Genomic DNA, 26,620 nt, shown 5'->3' with positions numbered 1-26,620 from the left:
ATGCATGGAAATAGAGGAGCTTTCTCGTGTTGCGACCAACACTTCTCCTGTTTGTTTCTCTCTGCCTCGCCTCGACGTCTCTAGCCGCGACGACTGGAACATCACTTTCTAGCGCTCCCGCCACTCCGGCAGCCATCACCGGAACGGTGGCCGACCCGACCGGAGCCATCATCCCCGGAGCACAGATTCAGCTCGAAGACGCTAGTGGAAATCCCTTGGCCACAGGGCAAACGGATGCAACAGGCGCATTTCGCCTACAAACCAACAGAACTGGAGATTTCAAGCTGGTCTTTAGCTTGAATGGCTTCAAGACCATGGCGGTATCTCTTCACATTGGGCTCACACGAGCAACACCGCTTCAGGTCACAATGCCCATTGCAGCTGTTGCCACCGAGGTAACGGTGAATGCCTCTACCAATGCGGATCTGACTAGCTCTTCTTCAAATACTGACAGCACGGTCATGACATCGGAAGACCTGAAGAGCCTTCCCGTCTTTGACAACGATTATGTCAGTGCGATGAGCTCTTTCCTCGATCCTGGAGCAGCAGGTACAGGGGGTTCGGGACTTATCGTCGATGGAGTAGAAGCAAATCGCGCCACAGTTTCACCTTCGGCGGTACAGGAAGTTCACATCAACGAAGATCCTTACTCTGCGCGCTACTACTATCCTGGGCGGGGCCAGATGGAGATCGTCACCAAGGCCAGCCAGGATACCTATCACGGTCAGTTCAATTTCCTCTTCCGCGACTCATCGCTGAACGCACAGAATGCTTTTGCTCCCAGCAAGCCTTTCGAACAACGTCGCATCTACGAAGGGCATATGACAGGACCGATAGCACACAGTAAAGCTAATTCCTTCCTGTTCTCAATGAATCGCGCCGAAGAAGACTTGAATGCTGTCGTCAACGCCACAACCGTTCCTACCACGCAGAATCCCACCGGAACGTACCAGGCGAATGTGCCGGCTCCAACACGCGATACAGAGTTTTCCATCCGCGGCGCGCATAAATTCAGTGACGACCACAGCACATATCTTCAATATGCCTATCAGGATTCAACCAATCGGAATCGGGGAGTTGGGAATCAGACTCTGCCTGAATCCGGCGTCAATACAGAATACAGAGAAGATGACCTCATCCTTCATGATGACCACGCCTACTCTGCTTCCCTACTAAATCAGATTTCTCTTGTGGCCGAAAAGGTTTGGAACAAAACAACCGATGCAGTGGAAGCCACAAAGATCAAGGTACAAGGAAACTTCACGGGAGGCAGCGCGCAAAGCAACTCGCTCGATACCGAGTACAACCTGCGCGCAAATGAGATTGTTACTTGGACACGTGGACGCCATCAGCTCAAGTTCGGAACCAGCATTCCGCACATGGGACGGAGGGTTTATGAAGATCACGGCAATGAACGTGGAACATACACGTACGCCAGCCTCTCCGATTACGAGCAAGGACTTCCCTCAAGCTTCTCGATACAAACCGGTCAATCCAAATTTCTCTATCACCAACAGGAGATGGGCGGCTTTGTTCAGGACCAGGTGAAGTTGCGGCAAAACTTCTCCGTTACACCTGGGCTTCGCTATGACTGGCAAAACTTCCTTGGCGACAACCGTTCGAATTTCTCGCCGCGACTCTCGTTTGCTCTCGTGCTCGACCAAAAGCACCAGATGGTTCTGCGTGGCGGAGGAGGCCTGTATTACGACCGCTTCGGATCGGGACCACTGCTCGATTTGACCCGCTATCGCACTGCGCGGAGATTATCACTGCAGACGGACTGCAATGCAGGCATATGCCCAGCGTTGAGTTCGATTCCTCCCTCGCTGGTGGAGTTGAAACCGGGAGCAAGAACGCCGTATCAGATCCATTACGGGCTCTCCCTTGAACGTCACGTCGGAGAACGCGCTACTGCCACGATCAGTCTCTTTTCCAGTCGCGGCGTAAGCCTCTTCCGCTCAGTGGACATCAATGCACCGACGCCGCAGACCAATTACAAACGTCGCCCAAATTCGAAAGTCGGACGGCTACGCCAGATGCAACCAGCTGGAACTCAGATCGGAAACGGGATCGACATCTCCTATCGCGGCCGGTATAACAAGTACTTCACAGGTTTTGCTCACTACACCTGGAGCCACTACGAAAACAATACCGGTGGCATCGGATGGTTTCCACAAAACCAATACCTGGCGAATGACGAATGGTCAAACGCCGATTTCGACCAGCGGCACCGGTTGGGGATCTATGGAATCTTCAACCCGGACAGTGTCGCGAATCTCAGTGTCGGACTCTTTGCTTCCTCGGGGAAACCTTGGACGGTCCTTACCGGAGATGATGAGTATGGAGACAATCTCTTTAATAGCCGTCCGGAGGGTGTAGCCCGTAATACAGAACTCGGTCCCGACTATGTGGATATGGATCTCCGCTGGGGACATGATTTCCGGCTTCGGCCAGGAGATGCAGACAATAGTCCTACAATCGGCTTTTCAGCCGCCGCGTTTAATGTATTGAACCATGTCAACGGTTCTTACGTAGATAACATTGAGGGCTCTAGAGACTTTGCTCAGATCACCTCGGCGCAACCACCCAGACGAATTCAATTGGGCATGCGCATTAGTTTCTAGGTAGAATCTCCCGGAGGAGTTTTCCAGACTTCTCCGGGAACCTTTTCTTGTGGGGCCTCGTATCGTCTCTTTGAGAGGAACGTACGTGCTTTCAAGGTTTTTACTTGCTGTTGTTCTTCTATTCGTCGCTGCACTCCCAGCCTCCGCCAGCAACGAAGTTCACTTCGGTCAGGATATTCATATTCCGAGCGGTGCTTCCGCCGACGATATCGTCTGTTTTCTCTGCTCCGTCGATGCAGAAGGAGATGTGAATGGCGACATCGTGGCCTTTGGAGGCAGCGTCAAACTGGAAGGCGCAGCACACCAGGGAGTTGTAGTCTTCGGCGGTAGCGTTTCCATGGGAGAGGATGCGAGCATTGGAGAAGATCTTGTCGTCTTTGGCGGACATCTCGATTCCGGACCGCGCGCGGTTATCAACGGGGACAAGGTAATCTTTCCCTTTGCCATCTTTATCCCCTTTATCGTTATGTTCATAGCTTTTCTCTGGGGAGCATTCCTGCTGATTCGCTGGATTATCGACAGGTTCCGGCCCACGTACATTCCGCAGCGAAGATAAAGCTATATCTCTCAAGAAAATCCTTTTAGCTATTCACGCCATTCTTATCCGGTAAAACGATATTGTTGGACATCGAAATAACCTCCGAAGTAAAGTTCTGTTTTACTTCGGAGGAATATTTTGTTCCGCAAAACACTCCTGGTCCTGTTAGCTGGCACATGCCTCTGCGGCACAATTCCCAGTCACGCGCAGCAAAAACGTCCTGCAATCACCGGCATCTCACACATGACGATCTATGCCGCGGATCCAGAAGCCTCGAGAAAATTCTATGTTGGGGAGTTAGGCTTCCTGGAAGGCACTCCGACATCCGAGGGAGAAGCACGTTATTTTGCCAGCTCAAAGCAATATGTTGTCGTATCGAAACTCCCAGCGGAACATGGAATCTCGCGACTGAAAGCAGTCTACTTCAATACCAGTGACACAGAAGGACTGCGCCGTTATCTAAAGGCGCAAGGAATAGCAGTGCCTGACCAAGTTACACATCAGCCGGATGGCAGAACATCATTCCTAGTCAAAGATCCAGAGGGGAATACGATAGGCTTCGAGCAGATCGGGAAGAAGACGACGCAACTATCGCCGAATAATCCAACCTCGACAAGGATGATCCACATAGGTTTTGCCGTACACAACCGAGAAGCCGAAGATACCTTCTACCAAAAGCTTCTGGGATTTCGTCCCTATTGGCATGGCGGAATGAAAGAAACCGGGCCTGATGACTGGGTGAGCTTACAGGTACCGGACGGAACAGACTGGCTGGAGTACATGCTGAGTGGCCCTCCCACCCCGACGCAGCGCTCCCTTGGAGTACTCAATCACTTCTCTCTGGGCGTTGTGGACATTAACAATGCGGCTCAGAAGCTGGAGGAGCACGGATGGCACGAGAGCCAGGGTGAGCATCGCCAGGAAGGGCGCGACGGTAAACGTCAGCTTAATGTCTACGACCCGGATTTAACACGAGTGGAGTTTATGGAATTCCAACCGTTTAAAGCTCCATGCTGTTCGGCATTTACCGCATCACATCCCAAGCAATAGGGGTACTAGTGCTCAGCCGACGTATCTTTCTGAAAGCCTCGTCTCTGACAGCGGTTGCTTTTGCTGCCAATCGAATTGGAGTTGCACAACCGGTACATCAACCTCTTGGAGTACAACTCTTCTCGGTTCGGGACCTGATTACTAAAGATTTGAATCAGGTATTGTCACAAATTCATGCCATCGGTTATGAGGAAATCGAACCTTTCGGCATGGTTATGCAACGACCCGCCGCGGAGCTCAAACGCATTTGCGCGGATAACGGACTGCAGATACCTAGCGGACACTTCGACTACAGCACACTGGAGAGCAAGCTGGATTATGCTGCCGAACTAGGAATGAAGTTCGTGGTGTGCCCAATCCTGCCACAAGAGATCAGGACTGAAGGCGCAGCAGGATTCCAAAGCGGAGCGGAGAAGCTGAACCGCTTTGCAGAACTTGTTCGTGCCCGTGGAATGAAATTCTGCTTTCATAACCACAACTACGAATTCAAGCAGATTGGCAGCACAACAGGTTTCGATATTCTGATGCAGCACACGGACCCGACTTTGGTAGGACTGGAGCTTGACTGTTACTGGGCCGCTCAGGCAGGGCACAATCCGGTTGAGATGCTGCGGCAATACGCAAATAGAATTCATCTCCTCCATCTCAAAGATCGCAAACCCGGCTTTCCTCCCTCCCAAGAACTGAATAGCGAAGCAGGCCACTTTACGGACGTTGGAAGCGGCACTCTCAATTGGCCTGAGATTCTGAGAATAGCTCGTCATCAGGGAGTTCAATACTTCTTCGTTGACCAGGATGCCAGTGACCATCCTCCCATCGAAAGCTTAAGCATCAGCTATCGCTATCTTCGAACGTTGCTAGCATAGGGATAATGCAGATAATGTCTCTCCTTCACCGACGAACCCTGCTCAAAGCCGGAATTACAAGCATCGCTACTATGCTTGCAAGCAGATGGAGTCCCGGAGAGCAAATCGCCGGAAGGGCAAAAGTGAAACGGAATCATCGCATTCATCAGTCTGTGTCACGGTGGTGTTATAAGAACATCGAACTCACGAAACTTTGCTCTTATGCCGCGGAAATCGGGCTGGAAGGAATTGATCTGCTTCAACCGGAGGAGTACGAAATCCCACGCCGTTACGGACTGCGCTGCACTATGGGATATGCCGGAGGAGGAGAGATCGACCGGGGTCTCAATCGTCTGGAAAATCATGCGGAGATCGAAGCGGGACTTAGAAAGTATGTTCCACTGGCTGCGAAAGCAGGGGTCCCTAATGTAATCACCTTTTCCGGGCTCCGCAATGGCATGCCGGATGAAGAAGGCGCACGCAATACTATCGCAGGACTTAAGCGTATCCGCAGTATCGCAGAAGATCACGGAGTCACGATCTGCATTGAGTTGCTAAACAGCAAACGGGACCATCCAGGTTATATGTGCGATCACACGGCATGGGGAGCTGGCGTTCTGGAAGAGGTAGCTTCGCCCAACATCAAACTCCTTTACGACATCTACCATATGCAAATCATGGAAGGCGATTTGATTACAACCATTCGCCGCTATGCCAAATGGATCGGGCACTACCATACCGGAGGAGTGCCCGGCCGCCATGAACTAGATGCCACTCAAGAGATCCGCTGGGATGCTGTTATGCACACCATCATGGAAACTGGATTCACCGGGTATGTGGCGCATGAATTCGTCCCCACCAGGGATCCTCTTATTTCGCTCCGTGAAGCGGTAGATCTTTGTGACATCTAGCTGAGGAACTGCAAAACTGTTGAAATCTGGCTGCCTTCACCTCCGAATTTCGGATTAAACGGCTCGGCAACGGTAACCTCGCTATCGGCGCAGCAGCTGAAATCACGAATCTTGCCCCTGCCCTCCCCCCGGAGAGCTGGGAAATGCAAGAAAACAGCGCCGGAAGAAAAGCTATAACATCTATAAAGAAGCGCTATGGATTTCCAGCTCGTTACAAACTACAAGCCCAAAGGCGACCAGCCGCGAGCAATTGACGAACTCGTCTCCGGCATCGCCGCAGGAGAGCAGCACCAGGTACTGCTTGGAGTTACCGGCTCAGGCAAAACATTCACCATGGCCAAGGTGATCGAGGCGCTCAATCGCCCAGCCCTGATCATGGCTCACAACAAAACGCTGGCTGCACAGCTCTTTCACGAATTCAAACAGTTCTTTCCATCGAATGCGGTGGAATACTTTGTCTCTTACTACGACTACTACCAGCCAGAGGCATACATCCCTGCAGGGGATCTCTACATTGAGAAGGAAGCCACGATCAACGAGGAGCTGGATAAGCTCCGTCTTTCGGCAACACGCTCTCTTTTTGAGCGCCGGGACACAATCATCGTTGCTTCGGTCTCCTGCATCTATGGCCTCGGTTCTCCGGAAGCCTACTACGGAATGTTGCTCCTCCTCGAAAAAGGACAGAAGATCAAGCGGGATGACATCACCCGCCGTCTCGTCGACATTCTGTACGAACGCAACGACTCGGATTTTCGCCGTGGTACCTTTCGAGTTCGCGGCGATATTATCGAGATCTTTCCGACCTACGATGAACTGGCCTATCGCATTGAGCTTTTCGGAGATGAGATCGACTCGCTCGCGCAAATCGACCCACTCTTTGGCACCGTAAAGCAGAAGTTTGCCCGTTTGCCGATTTATCCGAAGAGCCACTACGTCGTACAACCAACTCGAAAGAAACAGGCAATTGAGTCGATCCTCGACGAGCTTGGCTCGTGGGAAAAAGAACTCGAATCGCAGGGACGTCTCGTTGAATCCCAGAGAGTTCATCAACGTACACGCTTCGACCTTGAGATGATCAAGTCTGTCGGCTATTGCCATGGCATTGAGAACTATTCGCGTCACTTCTCCGGACGACTGCCCGGAGAGCCGCCGCCGACCTTGCTCGATTATTTCCCGCGTGACTATATGCTCTTTATCGACGAGTCACATGCCACAGTTCCTCAACTGCATGGTATGTGGCATGGCGATCGCTCACGGAAACAGAATCTGGTGGATTACGGCTTCCGTCTGCCCTCGGCAATGGACAATCGGCCTCTCAAATTCGAGGAGTTTGAAGCGCGCACCAATCAGATCATTTATGTCTCCGCAACGCCAGGTCCTTACGAGTTGACCAAATCTTCAGGAGTCGTAATCGAGCAGATCATTCGTCCAACAGGACTTCTCGATCCTGAAGTTGAGATTCGCCCAGTTCGCGGACAGATCGATGACCTTCTCGGTGAAATTCGTATCCGGGCGGAGAACGGAGAGCGGGTCCTGGTCACAACACTGACCAAGCGCATGGCTGAAGATCTCTCCAGTTACTATTCCGAGATCGGTGTGCGCTGCCGCTATATGCACTCCGAAATCGAGACATTGGAACGCGTGAAACTTCTCAGAGATCTTCGCAAGGGGGAATACGACGTTCTGATCGGAATCAATCTTCTACGCGAAGGGCTCGACCTTCCGGAAGTATCCCTGGTCGCGATTCTGGATGCCGACAAGGAAGGCTTCCTCCGCAGTTCTGGCTCGTTGATTCAGACCATGGGCCGCGCCGCCCGTCATGTGAAGGGACGGGCAATTCTCTATGCCGACACAATTACGGATTCCATGCGTCGCGCAATGGACGAAACCGAACGGCGCCGCGCGACCCAAGCGGCATACAACGAGGAGCACGGAATTGTACCTGCATCTGTAATTCGTTCCATCGATATGTCGTTGGCGCAAATCCTGAAGGCCGATTACGCCGATCTGACGGAACAGTCTGAAGAGATACCGGAATTCCAGTCGCAGGAAGAGATGGATAAGTACCTCACCGGAATGGAAGAGCAAATGCGAGAGGCAGCCAAGGCATTTGAATTTGAAAAAGCTGCCAAACTCAGAGACTCGATCAAAGAACTACGATCCAAAGAATATATGTTTTCTTAAATACGAAGGAGAGGAGCAATACCCTCTCCCTCTCGAACTACACTCTTGAATATTCCTGCAATTTTTTCGGTTTCACTATCCGCCTCACCGTTGTAAGAGTGGGAGGAATAGCTTTGTTACCTGGTTTTCTGGCTGGAGTTCCCCGCTCAGTCTTGAATTGAGCCACCAGCCCCTGAAGATTCTCGGAAAGCTCATTCAGCGACTCGCAAGCTCTGGCAGCTTCTTCTGCGCCCTCGGATGTACTATGCACGCGATCGACAATCTCCTGCATGCTCCGGCTGATCTCTTCGCAAGCAGTCGTCTGTTGTGAAGTTGCGCAAACGATCTGGGCTACTTTTTGCTGAACCTCATTCGTCCCCTCAACCAGGACCTGCAGAGACTCAGATGCACGGTCAGCAGCACTCACACTGCTTTCAACACCTGCAGCATCCTTCTCTATGATCTGGATGGCAGTCTGTGAACTGCTTTGTATCGCTTTTACAGCGGAAGCAATTTGTCCGGTTGCGGTCGTAGTTCTTTCTGCGAGCTTCCGAACTTCGTTAGCAACGATTGAAAAACCGCGTCCGTGTTCACCTGCACGGGCCGCTTCAATAGAAGCATTCAGAGCGAGCAGGTTGGTCTGTTCTGCAATCTCATCGATAACAGTAACCACTTGCCCAATTTGGCGCGAGTTTGCGCCTAATTCACGCATCGCGGCTGAGGTAAGCTTTGCACTCTCAGCCAAGGCACGAATGCTATCCACCGTCGCGGTCATGGCACGGCCTCCCGCAGATGCAGAATTGCCTGCCTCCTGGGTAGTCGCAGCAGCAGCCGTACAGTGCATATTCACTTCACCGACAGTTGCAGTCATCTCCTGCATGGAAGAAGACACTCGGACCGACTCCTCACGTTGCACCGCTGCACCACGCGCAATCTGTGCGGAAGAGGCAGTTATATCCTTTATGCTGATGGCCATGTGCTCCGTTGCACCACGAACCTCCGCAATCATGGTCTGCAGATTCTGACGCATCTGCTCCATCGATTGCGTTAGGAGTCCCAGTTCGTCGTGACGATCGTCGTGCGGTGTCTCCGCCGTCAGATCGCCATCGGCAACTTGACGAATGAAAAGCACACTCCGATTCAAACGAGCAGATAGTAAACGAACGAAAGAGACACCCCAAGCAAAAATTGCGATCCACATTAACAGCAGAACAGCAATCAGAATCTTTTGTTCGCTACGAAGCTGCTTATTCTCATGCTCGGGAACAAGCCTAACCTGATCGGACAATCCTTTTACAGCAGAGTCCAAAAGATCGGTTGGTTTACGATCTTGCCCCTTTACCGCCAGATCTGCTTCTGCGGCATTCTTGTTCTCTGCAAAGGCAGAGAGAGCCGTCTCGTAACGCGAATTCAGACCACGATGAGCATCGCGAAAATCTGACAGAACCTGCCTAGATGCTGAATCCGAGATTGTCGGCTCCAGATCCGCAACCGACTGCTGCACCTGTTGCGAAAGCTGATGGAACTCCTGGCTATACTTCGTAAATGCGGCCGGATCCTGTCCACGCAGCAGAATATCTTTCCACGCTTGTACCTGCTTTTTGAACGAAACCTGAATAACGCGAATCTGCTCGGCCTGCGCTACTTCATGTTCAAAAATCCTTTGGTACTCTTCACTTATGCGAGCACAACGATAAAGGAGATAAGTACTAGCAACGCTGCCAGATAAAAGCGAAACGCCTAATAAAACATAAATTGCGACAGAAATCTTTAGCGACTTAGGCATATTATGCTTATCGAGCATTCCATTTAAGAGTTCAGGGATTCCGCACTACACTTTCGTGGGAGCTTCTCCTCAAACAGTAACTCTCATTTCCCAAGAGACTCAGCCTGAAGCAATTTAGGTCTCGGTGTAAACCTGGAATGGATAGGCACTAGCTTGGATCAATAGGGTTGGAAAGAATAGTCGAAGGCAAATCTTACCTTTTCCTATCGATAAGAAAACCTCGATTGAACTACCCGGTTCCGTTACAGGAACGGGATCATAGCCTTGCGGCAACCAATCCCCGAGAACTTGCACTCATACTTTGTAGAGAAAGCTCAAGAGGGTCTGGAGATGAAACCCCTTGAGAACGTACTGGATCAGGCATGGAGCCGGTCCACTTACTGAAACGAATCGCCTCTATAAAAAGGAGTCCTGAGATGTGGAATGCTGACAGGAATACAGTTGTGGAGGCTTCGCTCGTAAAACAACAGAAACAAAACGGATTAGGGGTGCTCCACCCCTGATAGATGGCCCGCATGGGGCCGCTCAAAGCTAGGCACCTAACCCAAAAGGAACGATGTGCTCGCTTGAAGACCAGGGGCATGTCGTTCCTTTTGTTATCGATACTGTGACAGCGGTAACGTAAGCTCACTGGGCAAAAGAGGATAATAATAGAAGTTAACGAGCAGGCCCCCAGTAAAAATATTCAGAAGAATTTTTCGGTTGAGTCGCCGTCGGATAGTGTTGAAAAGTACTCTAACCTTTTGAAGATACTTGAGTTGCTGTAAGAGTTTCTGCCTGAACCTGAGATCGTTTATCAAAAGATAACGGCAGATTCAATTCTGAAAGCTCAAAAAGTGACATAATACATTTTATTTATTGTGTTTCTTGTAATTGAATGTGTTATCCGATAAGGAAACTGCCAGAAAGAAAGTTGTAAAGCAGAACTAAAAATAATTAAACAACGAGTTTACTCATATTCATGCATACGCATATCTTGGTAGTTGATGACAATCTGGTTCAGGGGACTACACGCAAGACGATTCTGAGCCTCTATTTTGAGGAAGTTACGCATACGCTGGAAGTCAGTCAGGCTCTGAATCTGATTCGGGAACCATCCACCCATCCAATTTCTTTGATCATCACAGATCACTTGATGCCTGAGATGAATGGTCCGGAATTTGTTCGCGCTGCCCGCAAGTTCCTTCCCACGGTTCCAATTGTTGTGCTCAGCGGTCTGGCTGAAGCCAGCGATGAGTACATGGGGCTGGATGTGGTCTTTCGGTCCAAGCCCTTTCCACCGGATGCGCTTATTGAACTCTGCCAAAAGCTTTTGCAGGAACCGATTAGCCGTACAGCGTAACCACCTGCAGGTAAACGCCCCGCAGGCTGCAAGGCCACTTTACGGAGGTCTGTTTTCGGTATTCTGCAATCCTGTTTTCCAGGGTCTCCCCTCGCTCGATCAATCCGGTGATCTTAAACACGTTTATGATTAGGTATCAGCAGATAGCATTCGAACAGCTTCACTGAGTCGTCCGATTGCCTGTGTTGAAATATCGGTGCGACAATCAGGTGGACACCTATTCATATGGCCACATTTGGTAGCTTTTCCCTTCTCGTAGCCCTGGTACTCAGTGTCTACAACCTGGTAGCTGGAGCCATTGCTCTGCGCCTGATTTCCACCGGTGGTCAAGCCCGAATCTCCCCCGAAAGATTGGCGGAGACGGCCCGGCGCGCGGGAATTGCCGGATTTGTGGCTGTTTCCGGTGCGGCATTTGCACTCCTTCAGGCGGTCTTCACCAACGATTTCTCAATCGCCTACATCCTGCACCACTCGAATCGAGCACTCCCGGGAGCTTACAAATTTGCCGCACTATGGTCTGGACAAGAGGGCTCTCTAGTCCTCTGGGCCTGGTTGCTGGCAGCCTATGGATTTGTCCTTCGACTGCGCCATAAGGTGGATGTCCGCCTGACAGCTTTTGCCTCGACCATTCTGGCTGGCATTCAGGTCTTCTTCCTCTCGCTGCTAAACTTTGCGGCACCGCCCTTCTCCCTGGTACAGGGACCGCCACCGGAAGATGGCTTCGGACTCAATCCTTTGCTGCAGTATCCGGAGATGGTCATCCATCCCCCGATGCTTTATCTGGGGTACGTAGGTTTCAGCATCCCCTTTGCCTTCGCACTTGGCGCTCTGATGATGCGTTACCCAGGTGAAAAGTGGATTCAGATCACCCGCCGCTGGACCATGGTGACGTGGCTCTTTCTCACCGTGGGTATCTTCCTGGGAATGCACTGGGCCTATGCCGTGCTGGGCTGGGGCGGCTACTGGGGCTGGGATCCTGTAGAAAACGCATCGCTTATGCCCTGGCTCACGGGCACAGCCTTCTTGCACTCTGTAATGATGCAGGAAAAGCGCGGCATGATGAAGCATTGGAATGTGTGGCTGATCTTCTCCACCTTCATGCTCTCCATCCTGGGAACGCTGCTCACCCGCTCAGGATTAGTTAGCTCCGTCCATGCCTTTGCCGAGGGTTCCATCGGAACCTGGTTCTGGGCCTTCCTGCTGATCGTCGCCCTGGTTTGCATCTTCACCTTCGTTCTGAATCGCGATCACCTGAGGACCGAGCACAAGTTGGAATCGCTGGTTTCGCGCGAGTCGAGCTTCCTCTTTAACAACCTGATCCTGCTCGCGGCCTGCTTTACAGTCCTGTGGGGAACGCTCTTCCCCATACTTTCCGAATATGTTCAGGGGAATAAGGTCACCGTCGGGCCTCCGTTCTATAACCGTGTCGCAGTGCCTATCGGGCTCTTCTTATTGCTCTTAACCGGAATTGGACCACTCCTGGCCTGGCGCAGTTCGTCATTAAAGAGTATCCGCAAGAATTTTCTGCTTCCGAGCGTTGCCGGTCTGGTAACGGTTATGGTCCTTATCCTGACCGGGATGCATCCCTGGGAGGACCAGGGAGCCCTGTACTCAGTAGTTACCTTTGGCCTAGCTGCTGCCGTAGCTACCGCAATCCTCTCCGAATTCCTGCGCGGAGCCGCAGTAATTCAACGGCACTCTGGCCAGAATATGGTCGCCAGTATTGTGCAGCTGACCCGCCGGAATACTCGGCGCTACGGCGGCTACATTGTCCACTTTGGCATTGTGATCATCTTTATCGGGCTGGCGGGCTCAGCCTTTAATCGCAGCACCGAGAAGGAAATGGACTTTGGGCAATCCATGCAGATCGGCCCCTATAAGCTCGTTTGCCAAAGCTTCACACAGGAATCGAATCCAAATTACGACACCGAATACTCTCTGCTGGATGTTTACAGGAACGGCAAGAAGGTTACGCAACTTGCCCCCGAAAAGCGCTTCTACGTTGCCAGCCAGCAGACACAAACAATGGTGGCAAACCACTCCACCCCGGCATGGGATCTTTATGTCGTTTATGAAGGAAAGAATCCCGATACCGGACTGCCGATCATCAAGGCTTTCCTGAATCCGCTGGTTGTCTGGATCTGGATAGGCCTCGTTATCACGGTTCTCGGCACAGGAGTCGCGCTATTGCCAAACCTGACTGCGGCACTCGCTGCCAACCGCAGCCGCGTTCCGGTTACCGGACAAGAAGCGACAGTGGCAATGCGGAGCGGAGACTAAACAAGTGAAACATTCTTGGTCGCGCATAACAATACGTTCGACACAGGCCTTGCTTCTGGCCTTCTGCCTGATCTTCAGCTTGGGAGCTACCGATCCGGGCACTCGTTTCAATACTCTCGGCCACAAAATGATGTGTACCTGCGGCTGTGGTCAGGTACTGCTGGAGTGTAACCACGTCGGGTGTCCCTCCTCCGAAGGCATGCGGAACGAGCTTATGGCCTCCCTGAACCGCGGGGATAACGACGATCTGATTCTACAGACCTTTGTTCAGAAATATGGCCCCACCGTTCTGGCGGCCCCAACCAATTCAGGATTCAACAAAGTGGCCTGGATTATGCCATTTGCGGTCCTGATGTTAGCCCTACTGGGAACGACCTTGCTGGTCAGGAAGTGGAAGCTGAAAGCCGCGTCCGTGCCTGCTCCGGCCAATGTGATTAATTTCGATGCCGTGCGGGAGCGCATCCGGCGGGAAACCGATTTCGAGGGAGGGCCTCGCCCGTGAGCATCATCCTCTGTGCCTTGTTATTGATAGGTGTCTTTGCCTATGTATTTTGGCCTGAGCGCCATGTAGAACAGCAGCTGGAAAAGACCCGCCTGGAATTCCTGCTGGAACGGAAAGAACTGCTCTACGAAAACCTTCGCGACCTGAATTTTGAGTACCGTGCGGGCAAATATCCAGAAGAGGACTATGTCGGCCAGAGGGCAACGCTCGAAAATGAGACGGCCGAGATACTAGCTGAGATCGAACAGCTCGAAACTGTAGCTCGATAAGACACTTTTACCCCCGATTAAAGCTCTCTAAGATACCGGTCGATGAGGGGAACATGGACGACGTAATCACCGTTAATCCGATCTCCGGTACGAGCTTGAAGAATCTGAAGAGATCCTCGGCGTATCCGGCAAAGTCTTCGGCACGGAAGGGCACCAAGGCCAACCTTGAGCCTGATACCGTGACCTTAAGCGGGAATGCGGAGAACGATACCGACGAAGACGACGACGAAGTAGCTAACTATTACTAGATGCAGGAGCACTCCCCCTTTCCAGGAAGAAAGCCCGACAAGAAGGCTTCACTCCTCCAAAGGACCCCCTTTAGACGGGATATTCCCTCTACAATCTGCCTTGGACTGAAGTGCGTTCGCCTGACGGATCTGCCTCGGCTACAAAACACCTTTCTCCTTTCCTGACCGAAATACCTCTCCAACATTTAGAATTCAGGCACAGTTATGAAGCTACGTGGATCTTCCTCTCTTTTGCTGGCAGCTGTAGCTCTGCTTTCCAGCACTGCGCTTTACGGCGCTTCTATTAACGGTACGGTCACCAATCGGACCATCAATAAACCTTCGGTTGGCGATACTGTTGTCCTGCTTCAACTAACGCAGGGAATGCAGGAATCCGGCAGGACAAAGACCGACGCTAAGGGACATTTCTCCTTCGAATTCTCGGATCCGGGACCGCACCTCATTCGCGTTGAGCACCAGAAGGGCGCTTACTTCAAAAACATGATGCCCGGCGTCTCCGATGCAGAAATCTCGGTCTATGATGTGGCGCCCAAAGTGGATGGCATCTCGACAGAAGCGGACGTCTTGAGATTCGAAGCCGACGGCTCAACGTTAAAGGTCACCGAGAATTACTTTATTAAGAACAACTCCCAGCCGCCAAAGACGCAGCTGAGCGAGCACTCTTACGAGATCTATCTCCCGCCAGACGCAATCATTGATAGTTCCGCAGCGATGGCGCCAGCGGGAATGGCCGTGGCCTCTTCTCCGGTACCGATGGGCGAAAAGGGGCACTATGCTTTTGCCTTCCCCATCCGCCCCAATGAAGGGGATAGCGGAACCCGTTTTCAGCTGAGCTATCATCTGCCCTACAACGGCAGCTTTAAGATCACACCGCGATTGCCAATCGGAGCAGACAATCTGGCCATCATGCTTCCCAAGAGCATGAAGTTTACGCCCGGACCCTCCGCTCCATATCAGCCCATCAATGACAACGTGCAAGCCCAAACCTTTCTGGCTCGCAACGTCTCTTCATCTCAGCCGCTGGAGTTCACCTTATCTGGAACGGGCTCGATGCCAAGAGAGGCACAGGATGCCGCTGGACAACAAGCTGAAGGAGCAGGCATGCCTGCAGCTGGCGCCGACAACCGTCCTGGTGGAGGCCTCGGAGAACCTATCAACAATCCCGATCCCCTAAGCAAATACAAGTGGTGGATCTTAGGTGGGCTCTCTGTAGTTCTGGCTGTGGTTGCAGGCTTCCTTCTACGGAAACCTGCAGGAGCAGAAACGGCACCCGCAACAGCAGACGCGGCTAACGCACCCGTCCCAACCACCAGCCCAGCTGTAGCAGGAAAGGTAATCTCTGCCACTCCGGCAACAGGTAATCATCGCGGATTGCTAATGGAAGCGCTGAAAGAAGAGCTCTTCGCAGTAGAAACCGAGCGCATGGAAGGTAAGCTCGACGAGACACAATACTCCGAGCTGAAGGCAGCCCTGGAAACAATCATGCGTCGCGCCTTAAAGCGTACAGGCGTCTCCTAAATTGCAGTAACATTGGATTCCACAACTCTGGGTGCTCCATCTCGCGCGTGAAGCGAGTTAAGGTGGAGCACCCGTTCAATCTAGAAATCAATCTTCAGCGCGAACTGTCCAAAGCGGCGCTCATCGTTAGCCCCTCCATTTACTCCGCCTTTTCTGGCATAGATCGAAACGGGTAAAGGATCGCCCTTAGCATCCAGGAAGTTGGTCTGATTATTCCGCGTGGCCAGCACATACAGATTGTGATGATTCAGAACATCGAATCCTTCTGCGCGCAACTCCATCCGCACTCCATCGAAAAGCAGGAATCTCTTGCTGACCGCCAAATCGAGATTCCATGCCCCCGGCCCATAAAAGCTATTGCGTCCAATTGCATTCGGAAGATATGGCCCCCAATCGGAGATGCCACCTAATGCAGAATTCGCAGCCGGAGTGCTGGCAGGCAGATTGGAAGCAATCGTATAAAGATTTCCGCCTCTGTTCGCAATCGCCTTCCGGAAGGAATGTTTCTGCAGTGGCGTAGAAGGAGCATACCGCTGTACATCTCCGTAACCGGCGTAATTGGTTCCATCGAAATAACTGAAGGGCGTTCCGCTACGCACGGTATAGATGCCTGCTATCTGCCAGTCCCCTGCAACCCGGCCCAGCAGTGTATGCCGTTTCTTCGTCCAGACGAAATCATAGATTCCGGCCAGCGCAAAACGGTGCCGAATGTCACTATCACTGTTACCTCGATCATATCCAGGATTGAAGGGCTGAGTATAACCGGTATTCACCGTATTATTCGTCTCGGAAAAGGTCGTACTCAGATTATCGATGGAATGAGAAAGAGTGTAATTTGCCACTGCAGTGAAACCAGTATTCGCAAAATGCTCTGTCTGGAAACGAAGATTGAACGCCTCGTAGTAGGAGTCTCCATTCGATCCGCGATTGTTGATGCTCGTATATTGCCGATTCAGCCGGGTCAAGCGGCAAACACTGGAATAGGCGGCTGGGTCCTGCTGCCACTGGTCTGCCGGACAGGGATTGGCGGTACTTACATTGATAGAGTCACCGAGTAGAAGATTCCCCAGGCCGGCTCCATTGATATCGCGAATGTCATATAAATGAATTCCGCGAGCACCGGAATACTCGATAGCTGCAATCGTACTTCTACGAAGCTGCTGCTCCAGAGCAAGGCTCCAGAACTGCGTTTGCGCGGTTCTGATGTGCTCATCCACATTTCGCAAACTCGTGCGCGGCAGAGGAACAGCTCCGGTAGCACCGGCCAGAGGCCCCAGATTGGCTGTCGTGACTCTGGTATTGAAGACCTGAATCACTCCATAGTGAGGAGGATTCTGAATCACGTTGAAAGTAACGCGTCCGAAATTCCTCTCATAAGAAATTCCATACCCTCCGCGCAAACTGGTCCTGCTGTCTCCAAGCAAATCGTAGGCAAAGCCGATTCGCGGACTTAGCGCTCCGTAAGTAGGCTCCCAGAGCGCCCGCACCGGACTATCCGGAACGGTATAAACCTGGCCATTCCGAATGGAGTCAAAATAGCCGGGACCGGAACCGTAATAAAAGTTCGAATCGAACTTTGCATGATTATTGTGCTGAACGCCGTAATACTCATAGCGCAGGCCATAACTGAGCGTCAGCCGGGAGGTCGCTCTCCATCGATCCTGGCCATAAACAGCCCAATCGTGAAACCTGTTGCTTCGCGCGAAGTTTGGAGCTGAAGCAGGCAAGGTAACCAGACAAGAAGCCGTTGGATTGGAAGCATCGAGGCAAGGCAAGGCGCCCTTCGGATCTACGGCAGCTTGAAACTGATAAAGATCGCCCGTTAGCAAATGGTCGAAACTGGTAGGCGTATCCTGCCCTAACTGTTCGACACCCTGACCATAGGCTCCATACGCACGATTGTTCTGGACATAGAGGACCTGACTGCCGAACTGCATCGTATGAGTTCCCTTTGTCCAATCCAGATCCTGGTTCCACTGAATCTCATTCTGCGGCCCGCCATAAGGCAAACCTCCCCCAATGGGATTGAGATCGTAAAAACCCGGAAGCTGAACATAATTTCCGCCAACGGTCGCTCGTGCTCCGGCAAAGAGCGTGGGAGTGGATTGCAGCGCCTTGTCGTAGATAAGCTGCGAATTCAATCTTGAAAAACTCAGCTTGGTATTCGTCAGCAACGATGACCGAAAGGCATGGGAAACATTGACGAGAACCGCATAATTCCTGTCATTTTCTCCGACATCGTATTGCGGATAAGGAGAGGTAAAGGCCGATCCCTGCGCCGTCAAGCCGTATTGCACATAGCGAAAGGAGCTCTGTGTCTTCGCGGAAAGATTCCAGTCAACCCGGCTAACCATGTTCCAGGAATTCTGCGGATAACCGCCACCGGAGTCCGTAGGAGCCTTATACGCTACTGCCCCAAACGCTGGAGTAGACAAGCCAAGAACGCTCACCAGCGAGCCATTGGGATTCACGCCATCGCCTCCATCCAGCATCTCTTGCGCGGTATAAGTCCGCAGGAAGCGAAAGCTCCGATTCCCATACGTGTGGAAATACTCCTGTACATTCGGAGCAGCCGCAGCCAGCAGCTCAGGCGTGGGAACAACGGAGATCTGATTACTGGCGCTGCGGACCCGCAGCCACTCCACACTCTGGAAAAAGAACAGCCTATCCTTGAGAACCGGCCCACCGGCAGCAAAGCCAAACTGATTCCGTGTATAGTTGCCCTTCGTCAGATTGTTCTGTGCATTCGTAACAGTATTGGATGTAAATGCGGCAAGACGATTGAACTCCCACACACTTCCATGAAAGGAATTAGTTCCTGCTTTGGTGACAACATTGACGACACCGCCGGAAGCGCGTCCGTATTGCGGATCGAAATTGCTTGTCTGTACCCGGTATTCCTGGACAGCATCAATCGGTACCGTAATACCCACACCCGCAGCATAGAGATCCGTATTCTCCACACCATCCAGCAAGATCTCCGTTCCCGAGGAACGCTGCCCGTTAATACTGAAGCCCACACCGCGAACCGTGGCATTTTGATTCCGTCCCTGCGCGGAACGGTCTCCGGAAGAAATGTTCCCGGCTAGAGCGACGAAGTCGTAAGGATTGCGAGTCAAACTCGGCAGTTGCGTAACCTGCTGGCGGCTGACTATCTGTGACAGCTCCTGCGACTGCAGATTAATCTGAGCTCCGCCCTCTGCCAGAACCTCTACCTCTGTCGTATCGGTTTGAATGGACAGTTTGGGATTCAGAGTTACCCGGCTACCTACCGTAACCTGAACCTTGCCTGTGTAGGACTGGCGGTCGGCAGTCTTTACAAAGATGGAATACGTATCCGCAGGCAGCCCCGTAAAGCTGTAATCTCCCTGCTTTGAAGTAGTTTGCGTGCGGCTGATATTCGTGCTCAGGCTACGGAGGATAACGGTAGCTTTAGCCACCAGCGCGCCTGACGAATCGGTAACGGTACCTGCCAATTGCCCGCTATCCGTCTGGGCACTGGAGAAAGAGGACAGGAATCCCATGAGCAGCGAAAACATCCAAACAAGCTTCGACCACCTCTTGAGCACTCTTTCTCCTTGTTCTTCAAACCGGATCAACAGCATTTTGTTCGATAGGGCGAAACGATGAAGTAGTGAGAGGGTATTACACGTCCAGCTAGAAAAGAAGAAGTAATGGAACAGGTGTATCTCTTTTCGCTTTATCTGATGCAAGGAAAAGACTTTTATGCTTCACAAAAATCCGTGAAATGTCGTTGCCCTCGCATCCCCCGGATGACTAATTCCACTGCGAGGAGTCGAAGATAAGGTTACAACCCCTGAGGTGAGAAAATAGATATCGGGGGTGGGATTGAGAGGCCCCTGAAAATGAATACCTTAAAGACAGCTTTTCTCCTGACGCTTCTAACCTTGGCCCTGATCTTCTTTGGCAGCGTCATTGGTGGCAGTCAGGGAGCGGTCCTGGCCTTCGGTCTCGCGGCCATCATGAACTTCGTTTCCTATTTCTATTCCGACAAGCTGGCCTTGAGCATGTATCGTGCACAACCCGCCAGCAGGGAAGAACTGCCGCGCGTCTATGACGTCGTCGAGAGAATGACGCAACGCACCGGCCTGCCCATGCCGAAGATTTACGTGATCCCTTCGGACTCACCCAATGCATTTGCTACCGGCAGAAACCCGCAGCACTCCTCGGTAGCCGTAACCTCCGGCATTCTCAATCTGCTAAATGACGACGAGTTGGAAGGCGTTCTCGCTCACGAGCTTGGCCATGTCCGCAACCGCGACATCTTGACCAGCTCCATCGCAGCCACTCTGGCCGGAGCAATTACCATGCTGGCGCGTATGGGTTACTGGGCGTCGCTTTTTGGCGGCTACGGCAACCGCGACGATCGTGATCGTGGAGGCGGCTTTGCCGCACTGTTCATGCTGATCCTCGCTCCAATTGCCGCAACTTTAATTCAGTTGGCAATCTCCCGTTCCCGGGAATATGAGGCCGATGCCACCGGAGCCCAGATCACCGGGAATCCTTATGCGCTTGCCAGTGCGCTGGAAAAATTGGAAGCCTATTCGCACCGTCTACCGATGCAGGCTTCGCCTTCCACTGCGCATCTCTTTATCGTGCAGCCGATGATCAGCACACGAGACTTTGCCAGCCTCTTCTCGACGCATCCGCCGATCACGAAAAGAATCGAGCGCTTGATTGGCCGCCCCTCTGTCTACGGCAACGTGATCGAGTAGGATTGAAGGGGAGAACGCGAATCGGATGAAGACTCTAGTTCGAACCCTGACGATGCTTTGCCTCGCTATCTGGATCGGAGGCCTGATCTTCTTCGCCTTTGTACAGGCGCCTCTCACCTTTCTCAGCCTGCCTGATACCCATCAGGCAGGTACCATCGTAGGCGCATCCCTACGCATCCTGCACTGGATGGGACTCATTTGCGGCGTCATCCTGGTGCTCCTGATAACAGCAGCCGGACGGCTGGAGATCTACTCACAGCAGAAGCTGAAGCTTCCGCTTATTGCTCTCTTCTGCATGCTGGCTCTTACTGCCTTCTCACAGTTCGGAATCATCCCGCGTATGGAGCAGTACCGGCTTCAAGCAGGTGGCGCAGTTAACAGCGTTGCACCTACCGACCCTGCCCGCGTCAGCTTCAATCGCCTGCACAAGATCTCAGAGAAAGTAGAAGGAGGCGTTCTGCTCTGCGGAGTCGCACTGCTCTTTCTGTTGGCCAACGCTGCACCCACGAACAAAGAAGGCTGAGCAGGAAGGTGGCGGTTTCTGACCGCCACCGATGTATCGCCGGAACTGCTCTACCCGCCCGAGGGATAGTTTCTCTTGTGACACTTACACAATAGGACTAGACTTTTGCCAGAATCGCCCGGATCTCTGAAAACGCCGGGCGAAGAGACGAAAGAGGCAGAACCATGTTCATGGAACTCGCCCAGTTCGTATCTTTTCTACTCCTGATACTCACTCTCTGTGCATTATTCCATCAAGCCTTTCTGGCCCTTTCGCTGAGTCTCCCGGAACGGCTTATGGAACTCATGAAGCTTTTCGTCTTCGCCGCAGGACTGGCAACCCTGAGCGGACAGCTCTTCCGGACAACGGAACAGCGACTCAATACCACAAGACATAGCCTGCGCCTAACATCGACCTTCCCGATGCAAGTCTTTCTATGGACTTCAACCGGAATCGCTGTTCTCTTTTTCCTGGCATGGTTATTTGAGACCTATCTTCTACCGTGGTCTCACACAAGATAGATCGGCACTTCGCCCCAGCGGGGCGAATCGACACTAGCCCAGCGCGGAGTCCACGTTGCGGACGGAAGCGCTGGGTTAGCTCCCCCCAACAAAATCCCCGCCCCATAGGTGGCGGGGAGAAATCCTCCATAAATCCGCATAACTCCCCAAGTTATACGAAAGTCAAGTAAGAAACTCACGAACCCCGCTCAACCACCATCAGAACGCCACCACGCGGGGTCACACTCTGAACACGAAAATCCGGGATGTGGGAGTGAATATACGTCAAAGCGCTCTCGACATCGCGAGCCGCAATGACAATAGTTCTATCGGGAGGCGGCTTCAGCCACTGCGCCAGACCTGTTCCTTTCCTCTCTTCCCCGCTGCTTTCGTGTAACTCATATAACTGCGCCGGACGTCCGACTAAATCGACAGCCTTAGGTAAGCCTTGCTTCTCTTGCTGGTTCTGTATCATAAAATCTCCCTCGAACATGACATTCAAGCGCATCGGGGAAAGGTGCAGCCATTCCCGAGCCAAACGAGAAGGGCTGCACAAAAGGAATACCGTCTCCTTGATTCGTAACCGGGAGACATGCTTGTTGCCGTCGCAGGCAAGAACGATGGCACAAACGTGCACTGGAGAATGAGGACACACCGGCGCCGAATCTCGAAAGACAAAGCACCGCTGCCCTCAAAGGAGATACACGAATCCCCTTCCCTCATCGTCGGCACACCAATAGCCAACAGAGAGCCGACCGCGTCGGAGCATGGAGACGCAACGGCCCTTGTCGTCAGCCACTATGGCGAACGAAGACCGCAATCGGAACGAGAATCGTTATTTGTAATTTTTATGGATTCGGAGGCGAGTAGCCCTCATCCGGAACGGAGAAAGGCTCAAGAAATGCGCGATACAACCGCATCGGTTGTACCGGAAATGGGGAAACGGTATCCTTGATGTCAACCATAGTAACCTGCCTCTTAGGTGAATTGGCCAGGGGCGTATTTGGTGCTGCGAACACCTATGCGTCCCGAAACCGGGTCCAACCCGCTTCGAGGTGTAGCGGATTCCGGCTCTACAGTGTCGAAATTTTGAACATCGTCCTTGCCGAGCGCCGCTCTTCCACGAAGTGCCATCATCATAACATCTCAAGAAATCCTGGCCAATATAACTAAATAACTAATTTAGAGCATGTCTAGCCTGCATTATTCATGAATTTCGGAGCTGGATTCTCGGAAACCCGCTTCCTATGCACACTTGAGCCCTGTTTTTGCATCCGGTCGCGACTGACAGACTGTTTGGCGGTCAAAATCCTGGAATCGAAAGAAGTGCATCATTGCTGCTTTTCAGAGACCGACAGCTATTCATGAATAATGCGGGCTAGGGGAAGACATCCGCGCCTATCAAGGCCCTCGATGAATGGTTGCTGTCCTGAGATCCGACATAGAAGAGCGATTGCCTGATTTCCATTGTCCGGAGCAAAGGTGAAAGCGTCTAGGCCTAGCAGCATGTACACCTTAGACATGCCGCCGTCGCTCCCTTCACGGGAGCGTGGATTGAAACACAAACCTCAATTCGTAACAATCACTGTTCCCACGTCGGTTCCCTTCACGGGAACATGGATTGGGAAAAGGGTTGGAATGATGCTCCGGACGTTCTCTCAGTGTTGCTCCTTATACGGGAGCGCGAGTATGACCACGGTGGGAGCCTGCAGTCCCCCGTTGTACCGCCGGTCTCCAGGCCGGCTGTCGTGGAGGGTCTCCAGGCCCTCCACCTGGGAAGATCGAATATTAATCCGAAGTTTCATGTTCAACGCTGCATCCTCTGTGTGGGCGAGGACGCCCACACGACAGCCGGCCTGGAGACCGGCGGTACATTTTCTTTTTTTAGCGATGCCATAACGTGGTATTTGCTTTAGCGACGCCTCACTATTCAGTACGTCTTGCGTTATGTAAATAACGACGAGAGCGAGATGGTAAACTTCACTGTCTCGTTTTCATTTTTCGACTTAGCAGCCACTGCCATGTACGGCACGGCTGCTTTGTAGTTTTGGTATTGTTCGCCACGTCAGAAGGGACGATCTGCGAACGGCATTCAGGATACAGTGCTGGAAAAATCCGAATCGTAATTCGGATTTTCACTTAATCGCGTCGGCTTATCGAAAGGATCAAACCCCATTTATGAAGATATTGCATTTAGATTGCTGGACTCGGCGCGTGTGGCAGGCGACATTCCTGTTGTTGACGGTTTGCGGGCTGGCCAATATTGGCTGGGCTGCTCCCATCGCCTTTCCTGGCGCGGAAGGCTATGGGGCTGACGTTTCAGGGGGACGGGGATTCAGAGCCGTATATGTTACGAATCTGAATGACTCCGGTCCCGGATCGTTTCGTGAAGCAGTATCGAAGCCGAATGCAATTGTGGTCTTTGCAGTTTCCGGCATTATTCAACTCCACTCCAATGTCGAAATCGCAAGCAACATTACGGTGGCGGGACAGACAGCTCCCGGCGACGGCATCATGATCTATGGAGCGAAGGTCTCCGCCGCCAAAGGCAATGTCATTCTGCGCTATCTTCGTCTGCGCGGCGGAATTGCAGAGTCGCCCAAAGTAAGTTCGCTCAACATCAGCGATGCCCATCGAGTTATTGTCGATCACGCTTCCATTGAATGGGGACGTTGGGACGATATTCAGGCGGCGCGCTCCTCCTACATCACAATTCAGAATTCCTTGATAGGAGAAGCCATCGGGCCGCAACGTTTTGGGTGTCTCTGCGAGAGTGATTTCATGACCTTGAGCCATAACTTATGGGTGGACAACCAGAGCCGCAATCCCAAAGGCAAAGGTCACATTCAATATGTGAATAACGTGGTCTATAACTGGGGAGTGAGTGCCTATGTTGGTGGACATTCGCAGTGGGACCACTATGCAGATCTTATCGGCAACTACTTTCTGAAGGGACCGAGTTCAAAAAACGACGCCTTTATCTCGATGTTCTGGCCCTCCGACCATGTCTATCAGGCGAACAATATGGTAGACCTCAATCGCAACGGAAAGCTGGATGGACGTCTCATCACAGACGACGACTTTCTTCGTGCCACGGCGAAGGTCGATTCCCGCTCTGTACTGAATGCGGCACCAACGGTCCAAACCGATTCGCCTGAAGCGGCATTCAATAAAGTAATTGCCACAGCCGGAGATACGCTGTGCCGGGATTCAGTCGACGAAAGGCTTGTTGGCCATGTACTCTCACTGGGAACGGCCGGACAGATTATCGATACGGAAGAGCAGGTTGGTGGAGCACCAAAGCTGCGCAGCGGCAAAGCCCCTGAAGATAAGGATCAGGATGGTATTCCCGATGTTTGGGAAGCGTCTCATAAACTGAATCCGGCTGATCCCTCCGACGCAAGCAAGATCGATCCCACGACCGGCTACAGCTATCTGGAGGAGTACATCAACGCTGTTGCCGACGACCACGGCCCGGACATGCTGAAATTACTGAATAGGCCCGTCGGATGCCGGTAGATTGGCCTCAGACCGAAATCCTAAAGCTGTGCTCTCGGCACGATTCAGCCTCACCATGTATGATCAAAGATTGACGAACCCCCTCAGAGTGCAGTAGGAAGCGGATGAATTTTGATAGTTATGTCCTGCCGGAAGCGGGCAGGGCCAGTTTTGGATCCAAGACCGACAATTCACGACGAGCAATCCGTGTGGAAGCCTCAGTAATTGAGGTGCTGTCCTGATTCCTTCGCTCATCCTCGGTGCCGTTGCCGCCCTGGCGGATATACTCGGCGGGTTTCTTTTGGTTCGCGCCAAGTGGGGCCAGCGGTCGTTGCGTTACACCATCGCCTTGGGTGCAGGCTTCATGATGGCTGCCGCGATATTGGAGATGATTCCCGAGAGCTTCCGGCTGTCGGCTACCATTACACCGATTCTTATTCTCGTTGGCTACTGCATACTCCACCTGATGGAACACACCATCACGCCGCATTTTCATTTTGGGGAAGAAACACATCCCGAAGAGTTCCTCTCAGCAAGGACAGGCTACTCGGTGCTTGGAGGCCTGGCGGTTCATTCCCTCTTCGATGGAGTCGCCATCGGCTCAGGCTTTACCCTTTCTCACTGGCTGGGTTGGCTGATCTTTATCGCAGTCTTTCTGCACAAGACGCCGGAAGGTTTCACCATCGCATCGATCATGCTGGCAAGCGGAAGAGGGGTACGGATGGCACTCAACGCCTCATTCCTGCTGGCAACAACTACGATTCTGGGCGTTCTGGTAATCGAGCTGCTCCCCGGTTTCGTGAAATTCGGGTTGCCCCTCTCTGCCGGAGTAGCGATCTATGTTGCTGCTACCGACCTGATTCCAGAGATCAACAAAGAACCTGGATTCCGTATGGCGCTGGTCTTCTTTCTTGGAGTTGCCGCCTTCCTGGGCTTACGAACCCTGATTGCCTTCTAGAACATCTCTGGATTCCGTCTTCGGCAAGAATCTATCGCCTTCACAAGCAACCGAGTCCCAAAACCGCTCCATCCTGATCAGAGATGGGGATATGTTGCGCGCGAATTCAATTGTCCGGAGGAGGAGTGCTGTTCTGTCGAAAGGGCCATCTCGAATCGGGAAAGCGCTTTCTCGTTGCAGGGGAAGAGGTTAGAAGAAAATCCCTGTAACGCTCAATCTCACGAAAGAAAAAAGTGCGCGATGGCTGCTCTTGAAGCTTGAAGATAAATATGCCATCACGGGAAGGGAGAATCCCAGGTCCCAGGCAGAATGAGGACCCACAACCATGTCCCCGGGAAAAGCAGCTCTAG

22 protein-coding genes are annotated in these 26,620 nt (G+C 52.3%); 18 read left to right on the top strand and 4 right to left on the bottom strand.

All coding sequences use genetic code 11. From position 1 onward, the window contains the following. The first annotated feature begins 26 nt into the window (after positions 1-26). From AC6I7T_RS22820 to uvrB, 6 genes are all read left to right on the top strand, one after another. Positions 27-2,624 (top strand): outer membrane beta-barrel protein, encoded by a 2,598-nt coding sequence (locus AC6I7T_RS22820; protein ID WP_497790046.1) that lies wholly within the window; start codon positions 27-29, stop codon positions 2,622-2,624. Positions 2,625-2,709: 85 nt separating this feature from the next. Next, entirely contained in the window at positions 2,710-3,180 is a 471-nt protein-coding gene (locus AC6I7T_RS22815; RefSeq protein ID WP_497790045.1) for a hypothetical protein, read from the top strand. A 120-nt stretch (positions 3,181-3,300) separates the two neighbouring features. Beyond that, positions 3,301-4,212 carry a VOC family protein gene (locus tag AC6I7T_RS22810; protein ID WP_497790044.1) on the top strand — a complete coding sequence of 304 codons (912 nt, stop codon included), beginning with the start codon at positions 3,301-3,303 and terminating at the stop codon, positions 4,210-4,212. A gap of 8 nt (positions 4,213-4,220) precedes the next feature. Then, positions 4,221-5,078, top strand: a complete 858-nt coding sequence (locus AC6I7T_RS22805; RefSeq protein ID WP_497790043.1) for a sugar phosphate isomerase/epimerase family protein — start codon at positions 4,221-4,223, stop codon at positions 5,076-5,078. 122 nt (positions 5,079-5,200) lie between these two features. Further along, positions 5,201-5,968, top strand: a complete 768-nt coding sequence (locus tag AC6I7T_RS22800) for a hydroxypyruvate isomerase family protein (protein WP_497790041.1) — start codon at positions 5,201-5,203, stop codon at positions 5,966-5,968. 195 nt (positions 5,969-6,163) lie between these two features. After that, positions 6,164-8,152 (top strand): excinuclease ABC subunit UvrB, encoded by a 1,989-nt coding sequence (gene uvrB, locus AC6I7T_RS22795; protein WP_497790040.1) that lies wholly within the window; start codon positions 6,164-6,166, stop codon positions 8,150-8,152. A gap of 37 nt (positions 8,153-8,189) precedes the next feature. On the opposite strand, the gene AC6I7T_RS22790 is transcribed toward uvrB, so the two are convergent. Beyond that, positions 8,190-9,917 carry a methyl-accepting chemotaxis protein gene (locus AC6I7T_RS22790; RefSeq protein ID WP_497790038.1) on the bottom strand — a complete coding sequence of 576 codons (1,728 nt, stop codon included), beginning with the start codon at positions 9,915-9,917 and terminating at the stop codon, positions 8,190-8,192. Positions 9,918-10,878: 961 nt separating this feature from the next. Here AC6I7T_RS22790 and AC6I7T_RS22785 point away from each other — a divergent pair. The 6 genes from AC6I7T_RS22785 to AC6I7T_RS22760 all read left to right on the top strand — a co-directional run bounded on the left by AC6I7T_RS22785 (position 10,879) and on the right by AC6I7T_RS22760 (position 16,076). Continuing rightward, positions 10,879-11,259 (top strand): response regulator, encoded by a 381-nt coding sequence (locus AC6I7T_RS22785; RefSeq protein ID WP_497790037.1) that lies wholly within the window; start codon positions 10,879-10,881, stop codon positions 11,257-11,259. Positions 11,260-11,484: 225 nt separating this feature from the next. After that, a complete protein-coding gene (locus tag AC6I7T_RS22780) occupies positions 11,485-13,539 on the top strand; it encodes a heme lyase CcmF/NrfE family subunit (protein WP_497790035.1) in 2,055 nt (684 codons plus the stop codon). 4 nt (positions 13,540-13,543) lie between these two features. Then, a complete protein-coding gene (locus AC6I7T_RS22775; RefSeq protein ID WP_497790034.1) occupies positions 13,544-14,041 on the top strand; it encodes a cytochrome c-type biogenesis protein in 498 nt (165 codons plus the stop codon). Further along, entirely contained in the window at positions 14,038-14,310 is a 273-nt protein-coding gene (locus AC6I7T_RS22770) for a hypothetical protein (RefSeq protein ID WP_497790032.1), read from the top strand. Before AC6I7T_RS22775 ends, AC6I7T_RS22770 begins: the two co-directional genes overlap by 4 nt. A 53-nt stretch (positions 14,311-14,363) precedes the next feature. Then, positions 14,364-14,558, top strand: coding sequence for a hypothetical protein (locus AC6I7T_RS22765; RefSeq protein ID WP_497790031.1), 195 nt, complete (start codon positions 14,364-14,366; stop codon positions 14,556-14,558). A gap of 204 nt (positions 14,559-14,762) precedes the next feature. Continuing rightward, positions 14,763-16,076, top strand: a complete 1,314-nt coding sequence (locus tag AC6I7T_RS22760) for a peptidase associated/transthyretin-like domain-containing protein (RefSeq protein ID WP_497790030.1) — start codon at positions 14,763-14,765, stop codon at positions 16,074-16,076. Positions 16,077-16,156: 80 nt separating this feature from the next. On the opposite strand, the gene AC6I7T_RS22755 is transcribed toward AC6I7T_RS22760, so the two are convergent. Next, entirely contained in the window at positions 16,157-19,645 is a 3,489-nt protein-coding gene (locus tag AC6I7T_RS22755) for a TonB-dependent receptor (protein ID WP_497790028.1), read from the bottom strand. Positions 19,646-19,942: 297 nt separating this feature from the next. On the opposite strand from AC6I7T_RS22755, the gene AC6I7T_RS22750 reads away from it, so the two are divergent. The 3 genes from AC6I7T_RS22750 to AC6I7T_RS22740 all read left to right on the top strand — a co-directional run bounded on the left by AC6I7T_RS22750 (position 19,943) and on the right by AC6I7T_RS22740 (position 21,835). After that, positions 19,943-20,812 (top strand): zinc metalloprotease HtpX, encoded by an 870-nt coding sequence (locus AC6I7T_RS22750; protein ID WP_497790027.1) that lies wholly within the window; start codon positions 19,943-19,945, stop codon positions 20,810-20,812. Positions 20,813-20,837: 25 nt separating this feature from the next. Further along, positions 20,838-21,335, top strand: a complete 498-nt coding sequence (locus AC6I7T_RS22745) for a DUF4149 domain-containing protein (RefSeq protein ID WP_497790025.1) — start codon at positions 20,838-20,840, stop codon at positions 21,333-21,335. Positions 21,336-21,499: 164 nt separating this feature from the next. Beyond that, complete coding sequence (locus tag AC6I7T_RS22740; protein ID WP_497790024.1) at positions 21,500-21,835, top strand: hypothetical protein; 336 nt, start codon at positions 21,500-21,502, stop codon at positions 21,833-21,835. Between the two features lie 175 nt (positions 21,836-22,010). On the opposite strand, the gene AC6I7T_RS22735 is transcribed toward AC6I7T_RS22740, so the two are convergent. Next, positions 22,011-22,289 (bottom strand): hypothetical protein, encoded by a 279-nt coding sequence (locus tag AC6I7T_RS22735; RefSeq protein ID WP_497790023.1) that lies wholly within the window; start codon positions 22,287-22,289, stop codon positions 22,011-22,013. Positions 22,290-22,406: 117 nt separating this feature from the next. Here AC6I7T_RS22735 and AC6I7T_RS22730 point away from each other — a divergent pair, with 117 nt between their 5' ends. Continuing rightward, complete coding sequence (locus AC6I7T_RS22730) at positions 22,407-22,769, top strand: hypothetical protein (protein WP_497790021.1); 363 nt, start codon at positions 22,407-22,409, stop codon at positions 22,767-22,769. 23 nt (positions 22,770-22,792) lie between these two features. Here AC6I7T_RS22730 and AC6I7T_RS22725 read toward each other — a convergent pair whose 3' ends face one another. Next, positions 22,793-22,954, bottom strand: a complete 162-nt coding sequence (locus AC6I7T_RS22725) for a hypothetical protein (RefSeq protein ID WP_497790020.1) — start codon at positions 22,952-22,954, stop codon at positions 22,793-22,795. A 1,038-nt stretch (positions 22,955-23,992) separates the two neighbouring features. Here AC6I7T_RS22725 and AC6I7T_RS22720 point away from each other — a divergent pair. After that, positions 23,993-25,333, top strand: a complete 1,341-nt coding sequence (locus AC6I7T_RS22720; protein WP_497790019.1) for a hypothetical protein — start codon at positions 23,993-23,995, stop codon at positions 25,331-25,333. Between the two features lie 280 nt (positions 25,334-25,613). Beyond that, the gene (locus AC6I7T_RS22715) at positions 25,614-26,270 is read left to right on the top strand and encodes a ZIP family metal transporter (RefSeq protein WP_497790018.1); all 657 of its coding nucleotides are present in this window, start codon (positions 25,614-25,616) and stop codon (positions 26,268-26,270) included. Positions 26,271-26,620: the final 350 nt, after the last annotated feature.

This window comes from Humiphilus diazotrophicus (assembly GCF_059726315.1).
This window is presented reverse-complemented; position numbering and strand designations above follow the sequence as displayed.